At 62.1% G+C, this 12,513-nt stretch carries 10 protein-coding genes; 2 read left to right on the forward strand and 8 right to left on the reverse strand.

Annotated features, from left to right (window positions below):
- Window positions 1-61 precede the first annotated feature (61 nt).
- The 8 genes from OXG98_12410 to purD all read right to left on the reverse strand — a co-directional run bounded on the left by OXG98_12410 (window position 62) and on the right by purD (window position 9,040).
- The gene (locus tag OXG98_12410; protein ID MCY3772804.1) at window positions 62-1,051 is read right to left on the reverse strand and encodes an aldo/keto reductase; all 990 of its coding nucleotides are present in this window, start codon (window positions 1,049-1,051) and stop codon (window positions 62-64) included.
- Window positions 1,052-1,200: 149 nt separating this feature from the next.
- On the reverse strand, window positions 1,201-2,457 hold the full coding sequence (locus OXG98_12415) for a trypsin-like peptidase domain-containing protein (GenBank protein ID MCY3772805.1): 1,257 nt from the start codon (window positions 2,455-2,457) through the stop codon (window positions 1,201-1,203).
- Between the two features lie 54 nt (window positions 2,458-2,511).
- The gene (locus OXG98_12420) at window positions 2,512-3,399 is read right to left on the reverse strand and encodes a zf-HC2 domain-containing protein (protein MCY3772806.1); all 888 of its coding nucleotides are present in this window, start codon (window positions 3,397-3,399) and stop codon (window positions 2,512-2,514) included.
- 16 nt (window positions 3,400-3,415) lie between these two features.
- Window positions 3,416-4,063 carry a sigma-70 family RNA polymerase sigma factor gene (locus OXG98_12425; GenBank protein ID MCY3772807.1) on the reverse strand — a complete coding sequence of 216 codons (648 nt, stop codon included), beginning with the start codon at window positions 4,061-4,063 and terminating at the stop codon, window positions 3,416-3,418.
- Between the two features lie 215 nt (window positions 4,064-4,278).
- Entirely contained in the window at window positions 4,279-5,949 is a 1,671-nt protein-coding gene (locus OXG98_12430; GenBank protein MCY3772808.1) for a DEAD/DEAH box helicase, read from the reverse strand.
- Window positions 5,950-5,973: 24 nt separating this feature from the next.
- Entirely contained in the window at window positions 5,974-7,068 is a 1,095-nt protein-coding gene (locus OXG98_12435; protein MCY3772809.1) for a glycosyltransferase family 9 protein, read from the reverse strand.
- A gap of 38 nt (window positions 7,069-7,106) precedes the next feature.
- Window positions 7,107-7,739: an L-threonylcarbamoyladenylate synthase gene (locus OXG98_12440; GenBank protein ID MCY3772810.1), complete on the reverse strand. Its 633-nt coding sequence runs from the start codon at window positions 7,737-7,739 to the stop codon at window positions 7,107-7,109.
- Between the two features lie 5 nt (window positions 7,740-7,744).
- The gene (purD, locus tag OXG98_12445) at window positions 7,745-9,040 is read right to left on the reverse strand and encodes a phosphoribosylamine--glycine ligase (GenBank protein MCY3772811.1); all 1,296 of its coding nucleotides are present in this window, start codon (window positions 9,038-9,040) and stop codon (window positions 7,745-7,747) included.
- A gap of 483 nt (window positions 9,041-9,523) precedes the next feature.
- Between purD and OXG98_12450 the strand changes: the two genes are divergently transcribed.
- Complete coding sequence (locus OXG98_12450; GenBank protein ID MCY3772812.1) at window positions 9,524-11,146, forward strand: S41 family peptidase; 1,623 nt, start codon at window positions 9,524-9,526, stop codon at window positions 11,144-11,146.
- 66 nt (window positions 11,147-11,212) lie between these two features.
- Window positions 11,213-12,513: hypothetical protein (locus OXG98_12455; protein ID MCY3772813.1), on the forward strand; the 1,301-nt coding region annotated here is incomplete at its 3' end.

Here is a 12,513-nt window from a genome sequence, read left to right on the forward strand (position 1 = left end):
GGATCCAGCCCCAAGGAGTCCCCCTCTCGAGATAATCGTTTCGGGATCGTGCGCGTTCCGCTCAGTCCGTCAGCCAACTCGATATTTCATCACGCAGTTCCGTGTCCGCCCTCAGGGCGAGGGCTTCGAAGGCGTTATCCAGGTGCCCGGTATGCCGGGCGCCGACGATGACCGACGTGATATCGGGATGTCCCATGGCCCAGGCCATGGCCAGACGCACCATGGGAAGTCCCCTGGAGTCCGCCAGGGCCCGCAGCCGTTCCACGTTCCGGAAATTCCGGTCGTTGAAGTATATGTCCGCGTGGCCGGGTATCACGTCGAATCGCGAACCCGTCGGAAAAGCGTTACGGTCCGGCGTGTATTTCCCCGCCAGGAAGCCCGCGGCAAGCGGACTGTAGGACGTGATGCCCACTTCCTCTCGCCGGCACAGGGGAAACAGATCGTCCTGCGCCCCCGGATCGGCCAGGTTGTAGGGCGGCTGGATAACCTCGAACCGGGCGTATCCCCGCCTTGCGCTGGCGTCCAGGGCTTCCCGAAGCTGCGCGGCGTTGAAGTTGCTGCACCCCACGGTCTTTATGCGGCCGGCTCCTACCGCCTCGTCCAGCACGGCCAGGCTTTCATCGATGGGAACGGATTCGTCGGGGGAATGCAGCTCGTAGATGTCCACACAGTCCACCTGCAGCCGCTCGAGACTGACCTGGAGCGCCCGGGCGATGTTGTCCGGCCTGTTGCCGCTGCTCACTTTGGAGCAGATCACCACGTCGTCCCTGCAACCCCGCGCCTTCAACCACTTTCCGATAATGATCTCGGAAGAACCCATGACGTCCGAGGTCTCGCGCACATCGTCCACCTTCAGCACGTCACGCCGATATGTCCGGGCATTGCCGCCTCCGTACCCCTCCGCGGTGTCGAGCCAGTTGAGCCCCTTTTCTACGGCATAGTCGAGAATGGACAGCGAGGTATCCTCGTCGATCTCACGGCCGAAGGTCACACAGCCCAGGCCAATGAAACTAAGCGACGTGCCGGTGCGGCCAAGCTTTCGGTGTTCCATGCGGATTCTCCCGGTCATACCCCGTTCTTGCGGTGGATATCGACAGTGCAACTCAAAAACGCAAGTCGTTCGGACAGGTCGTTCAGATGTGGTGTGAATGTATATCCGGGTGGATCAGGCAGGCAAGCATTGTTTGGCCGGCTGGAGGATCAGAATCCATCATCGCCGGGCAGGGCCACGGCGCGCGGGTCCATCTGCCGCAAACGTTCGTCCAGCAGCCTCTTGAGCTGGTTCAACTTGAGCCGGTGGGCCGCGAGTTCCTTTTCGTGTTCCATGATCATCTGCTGGATAAGACGAGGATCTTCGCGGGAGAGGGGGGCCTCGGCACCATCTTCGACGAAGAGGGAAGAGTCGGGTGAGTCAAGCGGTTTCGGCTGAGGTGCGAGGACCGTGTGCACGGTATTCTCCGTATCTCCGCGCAGGTATTTGATCTCGATCCGGGAACCGGCGGGAAGCGTGGTCACGAATTCGGCCAGGATGATGGGGTGGTTCATGGGTACGCCGTTTACGGCCAGCAGGATATCGCCCTTGCGAAGGCCGACCTTCATGGCCGGGCTGTCGGGATATACATCGGTAACTTCCATGCCTTCACCGGTACCCAGCATGATATTGCGGTCGCCGCCTACGCTGATGCTGTCCCATATCTTCTCCACGAACACGCCCAGCCAGCTGCGGCGGATTTCACCGTGTTCGATGAGCTGCCGGGCGAAGGTCTTTACGCGGTTTATGGGTATGACCGAGATCATGCCCGCGCCTTCTCCACCCCCCGCACTACCCGATGCGGACGCCTGGCCCCGCGGGGAGTCGGCTACGAGACCCAGCAGACGGCCGTTCGTGGAAAACACGGCACCGCCGGACAAATCGCCGCCGACTACGGCGCTGACCTGCATCATGACATCTTCTTCCCGTACGCCGTTGACGATTCCCGTCGTCATCGACGATGGAAATCCATGGGCATTGTTCATTACCAGCACCCAGGACCCGGGGCTCGCGTCGTCGGAATCACCGAGACGCGCGGAATGGACGGACACGCTGTCCACCCGGATCACGGCGATGTTTGAAAGCATGTCGACACCGACGAGCTCCCCGAGACGGTACCGGCCATCCTGAAAGTTCACCAGGATATCGTGGGCATGGTCCACGACACCGGCCGTCGTGATGACGTAACCGTCTCTGTGGAGGACCACGCCGGTACCAATGGAGCGTTCCCAGTCCGTGAAGGTCTGTCCGTTCAGCGAATGGATGAACTTCCGTTGCACGATCACGCTGGCAACCGTCGGCTCGACGCGTTCCACGAGGCGGACGATCTCTTTTTCAAGGTTATGCAGGTAAGCGGTGGACTGGGCGTAAGTTCTGGGAGCGGAGTTCAGGTGCCAGAGGCAGACGAGCAGTGCGGCGCATATCACGGGACGATAGCGTTCGGTCCCTGTGCGGTTGGGTCGAGATCCAGGCATGTCTGTCTAGAACGAGATTCGAACGCGTCTGATCGGGGCGGCCGGATCGGCTGGACCGCTTGGACCGGACTGACCGCCTGTACCGCGCAGGCTGTTCTCTTCGGTGGTACCGACCTGCAGCAGACGCTCTTCCGATTCGGATTGGGCCAGGCCGCCGTCTGTAACCAGGTCCCCACCGATGGACTCGGTGAACAGGGACGGATCGAGGGGCATACCCGTGCCTGACGAAACGGTTCGGATCCCATGGGTCGTGGGTTCCATGGTTCGAACCGTCATGACGCCCGGGCTGTCACCGGGAATTCGGGATGTGATAAAAGAGAGACTGGTTGCTGCCGGGGAGGGGAGATTCGTTACCTGTTCTGCATTCGGCGCCGGTTTTACCGCCAGGTGCGACGCAAGCCCGCGTTCGAGGGGAAAGGGCGAAATCGGATCCGGTGGGGCGAGTTCGGGTTCAAAAGGCGTCGGAAGGGAAACGGCCATGGAGGCGTTGGGCGGCGAATCGGTCCGGTCCGGAGGAGCGACCAGGCCCGCGAATCCACCGATCACGGTTATGGTGAGGATCAGGCTGGTCGCAAATACCAGTTGAACGGGGCGCTGCCGGCTCAGTTCGCCCAGTTCGGAAAAGGTCTCCGAAACGCGTCGCCACCAGGAAGCGGCGTACAGTTCACGGGCGATTTCTTTCGTCAGCAGGCTACTGAGCTGGGAGTCGAATTCAGGCGGAGGGGTTACAGAGGGAAGACTCTTCACCGCGCGGATGGAGCTTTCCATGTCCTTGATCTTGAGCCGGCATCGGGGACATCCGTTCAGGTGAAATCGCAACGCGTCTTCGTTTGCCCTGGACAACCGGCCATCAAGGTAGTCCGACATCTGCCTCTCGTAACCACTGCAATTCAAAACAACCTTCCTCCCGTCATAGTATCTCTACCTGCCACTGCCGCAGCATTTCCTGTAATCTGAGCCGTCCCCGGTTCACCCTCGACTTGACGGTTCCCGTCGGACAGCGGAGGATCTCGCCGATCTCCTCATAGGACAGTTCTTCGATATCGCGCAAGACGACCACGGACTTGTATTTCTCCGGCAGTTGATCGATCGCGTGCTGAATGGCCCGGCCCAGTTCATTCTGTTCCAGATGATCGCCGGGTCCCGCATTCGTGTCCGGCAGATCTATCCCTTCCCTCGAACTGTTTTCGTGGGGCGGAGCATTGAGGGAGAAAAACTGGCGGCGTTTACGCTTGCGCAACTCGCTCCGGGCCAGGTTGAGCGCGATCGTATAAATCCACGTGGACAGATTGGAGATCGCCTTGTAGTTGTGGCGGTTCCGGTATACTCTGAGAAACGTCTCCTGTACGAGGTCTTCCGCGCATTCCGTATTGTGGACCATGCGGTATACGCAGTTGTACAGCCTGGTGCGGTACCGGCCGACAATCACCTCGAAAGCGCGCACGTCGTCCTGCTGCACACGGTAGAACAGCATTTCATCCGACATGGTCAATTCGTCGAACACACCCGACTCGATATCGGACGCCTGTACCGCGTTTGTAGAGGTGTTTTCAGACATGTTCATGTCTCCCATACCGCTTTATACGCTATAGCGGAGGGATCGGTTTCAGAAAAAGTAACTTTCGTCGGCACGCATCACGGCCGGATTGAACCCGCCTTGCCGGTCCGCATATGCCAATAACGACCCGCAAAGGTCATTGGCGGGTCGCATGCGCCGATTGAAAGTACGGCATGATAATGTACCATCCCGCCATCCTGATGTCAACCGGGCCGTCACGCCCGCATTTCGCTCACATCGTGGATCGTATACTGGTAGCCCTGTTCCGTCAGAAAAAGCTGCCGGTTCACGGCATAGTCCTGATCCAGGGTATTCCGGGTGATGAGCGAATAGAAAATCGCGGCAGAGCCGTCCGCCTTGGGCCGAAGGATCCGGCCCAGGCGCTGGGCCTCCTCCTGGCGGGAACCGAACGTGCCCGATATCTGTATCGCCACGTTGGCGTCGGGCAGATCGATGGCGAAGTTGGCGACCTTGGACACCACCAGACGTTTGAGCTCTCCGCTCCTGAACCTCGAATACAGGTCCAGGCGGGCCCGCAGGGGCGTGCTGCCGGTGATGAGGGGAAACTCGAACAACGCGGCGAGCTGCTTGAGCTGTCTCACGTACAGTCCGATGATCAGGACCTGGTCCGAGGGATGTTGTTCCAGCAGGGCGCGGATGATCTCCGTCTTCCGGCTGTTTTCAGAGGCGATCCTGAACTTCTCCCGGCGATTGGCCACGGCGTAGGACATGCGCCGGGCTTCGGGCAGGTCTACCCGGATTTCGCGGCAGTACGCCTCCGCGATCCAGCCCTGCCGCTCGAGCAGCTTCCACGGCATGTCGTATCTGCGGGGACCGATGAGGCTGAAGACGTCGTCCTCGCGGCCGTCTTCACGAACCAGCGTCGCCGTGAGCCCGAGTCGCCGTCGCGCCTGTATTTCGGCCGTGTAACGAAAGACAGGAGCCGGGAGCAGATGAACCTCGTCGTAGATGATGAGGCCCCAGCCCTTCTGGTCGAAGAGGCCGAAATGCTCGAATTCGTCCCCCCTGCTCTTCCGGTAGGTCAAAATCTGGTAGGTGGCCAGCGTAACGGGCCGGATCTGCTTCGTTTCACCGGAATACTCGCCGATGTGCTCTTCCGGCAGCGAGGTCTTCTCCAGCAGTTCCTCCCGCCACTGGCGCAGCGCCACCGTGTTGGCCGTCAGCACGAGGGTGTGACACTTCAGGGCCGCCATGGCGCCGAGGGCCACGACGGTCTTCCCCGCACCGCAGGGCAGCACGATGACCCCGTTGCCTCCCTGCGGTTCGCCGTTCATGTGGAACGCGCCGACCGCGTCCAGCTGGTAGTCCCGCATGGTGAAGGATTTCCGGTCGCCGGGAGACGTGCGCAGGTTGATCTCCAGCGGGGCGCCTTCGACGTATCCCGCCAGGTCCTCCACAGGAAATCCGACTTTGATCAGGGCCTGCTTTATGTGACCGCGGAACCGGTCTCCCACCTGCACCCTTCGCTCGTCCAGGGGCTGCGCGAGGAACTGCTTGACCGAGGGGAGTCCGGAAACCTCCGCGATCAGGGCGGCATCGTCGGAAGCGAGGACAAGCCTGCCGTCCTCCTTATGCAGCCGGAGCTGGCCGTACCGGGCGATGAAATCGATGATCTCGCGGCGGATGTTCTGGGGGATCTCGTACTTGCTCAGGCTTTCCAGCGATTCGAGTACGCCGTCCGCATCCATGCCCGCCGACGCGGCGTTCCACAGGGACAGGGGGCTCAGCCGGTACACGTGGATGTGCTCAGGGGACTTTTCCAATTCCGCGAAACGGGCCAGCGCGTCCCGGGCGTCTTCGTAGCGCGGATGGTCCACTTCGACGAGGATGGTCCGGTCGCTCTGAACGATCAGTGGATTCTGCAGGTCTGGCAAGGAAACCCCCGGGGATTATTCAGTATTCACGGTTGAATCCCGTCCGCCGGCACCGCCCTGGATACCGGCGATTCCGGGGTGTCCGGCCGAAAGCCTGCCGCGAACGGCCTCGAATACGTCATCGACGGAAACACGCTCCATACAGTCGAAGTATGGACAGGCGGCCTCGATACACCGATGGCTTCCCGGACACTCCGGCACCTCCGGCATCAGGACGTCATGATCACCGCCGAAGGGGCCCCAGCGCACCGGGCTGCACGGTTTTATGGGGCAGAACAGCGCCACGGTGGGCGTGCCCACGGCCGCGGCGATGTGCAGGGGGCCGGTACTGTTCGTGACGCAGAGCGCGGATGCCCGGAGCAGCGCCGCCAGTTCCTTGATGTCGAGTTCGCCCGCGACCCGGATGACCGGCTCCGGCAGCGAACCGGCGACCCGGCCGACCAGGTCCCGTTCGTCGGCCGATCCCGTAACGATCACGCGAACTCCGCTGTGGGAAAGCCGTTCAGCCAGTTCCGAGAAACAGTGCGCGGGCCAGTTCCTCGCCGACCCGCCGCTGCCGGGATGCAGCAGGACCAGCGGATCGTCCGGCAGCACCCGCCACTGCCGCAGGCGACGCGCCACGGCACGCCGGGCTGCTTCGGGCACGTGGATCTCCGGGACGGCTTCCCCCGCCCGATCGAAGAGTACCCGCACCAGGGACAGGTTGTAATCCACCTCGTGCTTGCGCGCATCCTGCCGGTGTTCGTATACCCTGCGGTTGAATAGAAATCCATACGCCCGGTAGCCTGTCCCTACCCTTACCGGGATACCGGCGAGGCGGCAGGCCAGGGCCAGTCTCGCCGTGGGATGCAGGACCAGGGCCGCGTCGAACCGCCTGGCGCGCAGATCGTCGACCAGACGGAAGAACCCCCGGAGACCGCGGTGCCGTCCAGAGCGCTCGTCGACGACGATTTCGTCCAGGGCCGGATGGCCCTCGATGGCGCCGGCGGCGTAAGGGGATACGAGCGCCGCGATGTGGCAGTCGGCGGCCTGCTCCCTCAACACGCTGAGCACGGGCGTGGAAAGCAGCACGTCACCGATACGATCCGTTCGAACGACAAGTGTCCGCATCGCCGTCTATTCTCCCCGGTCCGGATTCCCGGCGCCGTTCAATGGCGCCAGACTTCCGTGACCCGGTCATAGGGTGTACACCCCGCCCGGATGAGCCGCGGGGTCCCGGTAGATACGTCCACGACAGTGGAAGGCTGGTCCGAAGGCGAGCGGCCACCATCGAGGATCAAGTCCACCCTGCCGCCCAGCTGGGCGGCCACGTCTTCCGCCGTAAGGGACTCCGGCCCGCCGGAGCGGTTGGCGCTGGGCGCCGTAACGGGCCCCCCCACCGCCCGGCAGAGCGCGCCGGCAATCGCGGCGCCGCTGTGCCTGACCCCGATCGTAGTACCCTGGCCCAGCAGTTCCCGGGGCACGCTCTCCAGGGCGGGAAAGACCAGCGTCAACGGACCGGGCCAGCAGGCATCCATCAACGCTTGAACACGCCCGGGGATGCACCGGACGAGGCGGTCCAGGTCCTGCCTGTCCGACACGAGTACCAGGATCGGCTTCGCCTCGGGACGGTCCTTGGCTTCGTAAATCCGCCGAATCGCGGCAGGATTGGTCCCGTCCGCACCGATACCGTAGACCGTCTCGGTGGGAAAGGCCACCAGGCCCCCGTCCCGGATGATGTCCGCCGCCGCCTGGAGTACGGCCTGATCCGGATGAACCGGATCGATGGTCAGCACCCTCATGGCCTCTAACCCGACTGCGGGACCTGGGCGATCCTGCGCAAGCCCTTTTCGCCGATGTCCCTGCGGAAATAGCGATTATCGAACTGTACCCGGTCCACCGCTTCATAGGCCCGGTCGATGGAACCCCGGAGATCGTCGGCCAGGGCCGTCACGCCGAGGACCCTCCCGCCGTGGGTCACCAGCCTCCCGTCCCGCATGGCCGTTCCGGCATGGAAGGCGACGACGTCGTCCATGGCGTCCAGCGCGTCCAGGCCATGGATCTCCTTGCCGTCCTCGTATGGCCCGGGATATCCGCCGGAGGCCATCACGACACAGGTCGCGGCCTGGCGCTTCCAGGACAGGGGTTCGGAGGGCAGCCTGCCCTCGCTGACACCGTAAACCAGCTCCGCGAAGTCGTCTTCGAGCAGGGGAAGTACGACCTGGGCCTCTGGATCGCCGAACCGGCTGTTGAACTCGACGACCATCGGTCCCCCGGCGGTCATCATGAGCCCGCAGTACAGCACCCCCCGAAAAGGCCGGCCGCGTTTCTTCATGCCCAGGACCGCCGGTTCGATGATCCGTTCCTGGATATCCCGCAACGCGCGCTCATCGATGACCGGCGCCGGCGCGTAAGCGCCCATGCCCCCGGTGTTCGGCCCCGTATCGCCTTCGTGGATGGGTTTGTGGTCCTGCGAAGGGATCATAGTCATTACCGATTCGCCGTCGGTAATCGCGAATACCGAGGCCTCCTCGCCCTCCATGAAGGCTTCGACGACCACGTGCCGTCCGGCATCGCCGAAAAGCCGGGCGGTCATTACCTCATCGAGCGCCCGTACCGCTTCCTCCACGGTATGGCATACCAGTACGCCTTTTCCAGCGGCCAGCCCATCCGCCTTGACGACGATCGGAGCCCCCAGTTCCTTCACGTACGCGCGCGCCGCGTCCACTTCAGAAAACACCGCGAACGCGGCCGTGGGGATCCCCTCCGCCCGCATCATCTGCTTGGAAAAAACCTTGCTCCATTCGATCTCGGCGGCCGCGCGGGTCGGGCCAAAGGCCCTGATGCCCAGATTTTCCACGGCGTCGGCCACCCCGGCTTCCAGCGCGCCGTCCGGACCGACCACCACCAGGTCAATCCCGTTGTCACGGGCGAAAGCAGCGACTCCGCCCGCATCTTCGGGTGCGATGGAAACGCATGTGCCGAGCGCGGCGATCCCCGGATTGCCCGGAGCCGCGTACAGGTTTTCCACGAGGGCGGAGCGCCGCAGCGCCCAGGCCAGCGCGTGTTCTCTGCCTCCCTTGCCTACGACAAGTACGTTCATGGCGTCTCCGGGTTATGTAGTCGCGTCGCGTCCCGTCCAACCGTCAAAGCGATCAATGGGATATCCGCGAAGTGGAGCGGTTCCGCTCGAATTCAAGTAGGATTCGGCTGAATGAACGGTGAAACCTTGCGGGAACGCGGGCGTTCATACCTGTATGAAAACCACCTTGTGAAAACAGCCGTGTTGTTGGAATCGGAGATGACCGCAACACCGGGTTGAATCTATCCGGATACTTGATTTAGTGAAGATCATACGAGATCGGAAAAAATAAAGAAACACAGGGGAAGTGTCAAGGCGCGAACCGGGAAAACACTGCGGCGTAATACCCCGAAAACCATTGACATCGGACGTTTTCGCGTTAGTTTTACGATAGGTGTTTTCGATTTCAAAAAACGACCTCCTTATCATACCCCCGGTAAGCCGATTCCGGTGCGAACCTGATTGAATTCCGGACAGAAGACCGGAATGAAGGAGTCTGGCCATATGTCGACCTTGAGGAAACCGAAATACGTCATCCTGCTGGTTTTCGTCGCAGTTGGTTCGTTCCTGCTGGGAAGCACGGTCAACAGGACGATACACGCGGCAGACAACATCTTCGCCAGCACCAAGCTTCTGATGGGCGTGCTCAGCCTGGTCGACGAAAACTACGTCGAGGAGGTACAGCCCGGCGAGTTGATCTACGCCGCGATCGACGGCATGCTCGAAGTGCTCGACCCGCATTCCAGTTTCCTGAGCAAGGAGAGTTTTGCGGAAATGGGAGAGCGCTTCAGCGGAAAGTTCTACGGCATCGGCATCGAGTTCGACGTCCTGGACGGATTCCTTTACGTGATTTCCGTGATCGACGAATCGCCGTCGGAGGCCGTCGGCCTGCAGTCCGGAGATCGTATCGTCCGGATTGACGGTGAATCCGCGATCGGCATCAAGCATGACGAAGTAAGGCAGAAGCTGCGCGGCGAGAAAGGGACCAAGGTGGACGTGACCATCGAGCGGCCCGGCGTCGAGGAGTGGTTCGACGTAACGATCACCCGCGATCGCATCCCCATCCGCAGCGTTCGGACCGCCATCATGCTGGAAGACAATACGGGATACATCCAGTTGATCCGGTTCGCCAAAACCACTTCACGCGAGCTGGAGGCCGCGCTGGACAAGCTCCAACAGGCTGGCATGGAGCGGCTGGTGCTCGATTTGAGAGGCAATTCGGGCGGCTACCTGGACCAGGCGGTCGAGGTCTCGAGCAAGTTCATCCCGGAGGGCCATGTTATCGTAAAAACCATGGGCAGGAACAGGAGTTCGAACCAGACGTTCAAATCGCTGAGGGGAGTGAACCATCGTGACATGCCCCTGGTGATTCTGCTGGACCATCGCTCCGCTTCGGCATCCGAAATCGTGGCCGGCGCCGTTCAGGACTGGGACCGGGGCGTGATCGCCGGAACCCGCAGTTTCGGCAAGGGCCTTGTCCAGACCCTCTTCGCGGAGCCGCACCTGACGGACGGGTCCGCGCTTAAACTCACGACCGCCCGGTACTACACGCCAAGCGGACGCATGATCCAGCGGGACTACAAGAACAAGTCCTTCGAGGAATATGTCGAAGGGTCCTTCGCCGAATCCGGCGAGGAGGTGGACGACGCGGAATCAGCGGCGGACGCGGAACGCCCGGAATTCACCACCGCCGGGGGGCGCACGGTCTATGGGGACGGCGGCATATCTCCCGACGTACTGATCACGACTCCGAAACGCAAGTACCCCTTCGTAATCGGCAAATACCGGGGCTGGGTACCATTCGACCGGGCTTGTTTCGAATTCGCGAACACCTACGGCGTAACCCGGCAGGATCTCAAGGGTGACTTCGACACCTTCCTGAACGAGTTCGAAGTCGACGACGCCATGCTTGCAGCGTTTAAGGCCCAGGTTCGGGATTCGGGCCTTTCTTTCACAGAGGAAGAGTTCAACGACGACCTGGACGTCGTCGAACTTCAGCTGAAGCGGTCTCTTGCCCGAAATCTCTGGGGTGACGAAGAAGCCAGTCGCGTGGCCGCGGCCGGCGACGAACAGCTCCAGCAGGCCAGGCAGTTGTTTTACTCCCACGAGATGCTGGTGCAGCAGTAACCTGTTTCGATTGGGCGCCGGACCGCACCTCGCCGTGGCGGGGCCGGTGAACACCAAGGACTGACCGTGCCGAGTACATCTTCCCCTTACGCCTGGCACGCGCTGAGAGACCGACTTCACGCACTTCGAATCCGCAGCCGTTGGGTCGCCGCCGTCGAAGGGTTGTTCACCGCGGGCGCGCTGGTATGTGTCCTCGCGCTTTCCCTCGCTCTCCTCGAATCCTCCCTGTATCTCGAATCAGCGGTCCGCCTGGCGCTGATCCCGGCGTGCCTCGTCCTCCTCGCGGCCGTGTTATACTGGCGCTGTCGCGGGCGCTTCAGAAGCGGCAATACCGACCAGGATCTGGCGCGGCGGGTCGATCGACAGCACCCCGACCTGGACGACAGGGTCACCGTCGCCCTGCAACTCTCCCGGCAACGGGAAGCAGGGTCCAGGGCCTCCCCCGCGCTCCTGGACGCGGCCATAACCGATGCCGCGGGGCGCACGCAGCGGGTGGATTTCAACGAAGCGGATCAAAGATTCCGCATCGTCCGCCCCGCCCAGGGATTCGGCATAGCCATCCTGCTCTTCCTCCTGGCGATGGCCGTCTATGGTGAGCCGCTTTCCGGCGCCCTGAACCGGCTGGCAAGCCCGCTGACCCAATTCCAGCCTCCGCAACGCACGTTTCTGCGCGTTATGCCGGGAGACGTGGAAGTAACGGCGGGCGACCAGGTCACCATAACGGCCCAAGCGACCGGCGAGGTACCCGACCGGGCCGTTCTGCGTCTGGCCGCGGACGGAGGACAGTGGCAATCCTTCGACATGAGGACCTCGGCTCCGGCTTCGTACGCCCATACCCTCCGTGAAATCAGGGAAAACCTGACCTACGAGATCGAAGCCGGCGACGCGGTCAGCGACCCGTTTCGTATCAACACCATCGATCGTCCCTTCCTCGGATCTTTACGTCTGACCTATCATTATCCCGCCTACACCGGACTGGATCCGCGGACAACGACCGAGGGAGGAGACATCATCGCACTGAGGGGAACCAGGGTGGACCTGGCCGCCGATGACGCGAACCGGAACCTGTCCGAAGCGGCGCTCCACCTGGAGAACGCCGACCGGCCGCTCGCCATGAAGGTCGTGAACGACACGGCCACGGGGTCTCTTACCGTGAAAGCCGATCAGCGGTACCGCATCACATTACGTAACACGGACGGTCACGAAAGCGTGAATCCCGCCTGGTACCGGATCATCGCGTTGCCGGACCGCGTGCCGTCCCTCCGTATCCTGTCCCCCGGCCGTGATATGGATCTCACGGAAAACATGATCGTTTCGTTCCTGGTATCGGGTACGGACGACTTCGGATTCTCCGAAATGAATCTGAT

The sequence above is a fragment of the Gemmatimonadota bacterium genome (assembly GCA_026706345.1).
Classification (GTDB): Bacteria; JAAXHH01; JAAXHH01; order JAAXHH01; family JAAXHH01; genus JAAXHH01.

What these genes read in the sequence shown, in the direction of transcription:
- OXG98_12440 (MCY3772810.1), bottom strand. Translation starts at nt 7,739, where the DNA reads ATGAGGGTGCTGACCATCGATCCGGTTCATCCGGATCAGGCCGTACTC.
- OXG98_12410 (MCY3772804.1), bottom strand. Translation starts at nt 1,051, where the DNA reads ATGGAACACCGAAAGCTTGGCCGCACCGGCACGTCGCTTAGTTTCATT.
- OXG98_12450 (MCY3772812.1), top strand. Translation starts at nt 9,524, where the DNA reads ATGTCGACCTTGAGGAAACCGAAATACGTCATCCTGCTGGTTTTCGTC.
- purD (MCY3772811.1), bottom strand. Translation starts at nt 9,040, where the DNA reads ATGAACGTACTTGTCGTAGGCAAGGGAGGCAGAGAACACGCGCTGGCC.
- OXG98_12425 (MCY3772807.1), bottom strand. Translation starts at nt 4,063, where the DNA reads ATGTCTGAAAACACCTCTACAAACGCGGTACAGGCGTCCGATATCGAG.
- OXG98_12435 (MCY3772809.1), bottom strand. Translation starts at nt 7,068, where the DNA reads ATGCGGACACTTGTCGTTCGAACGGATCGTATCGGTGACGTGCTGCTT.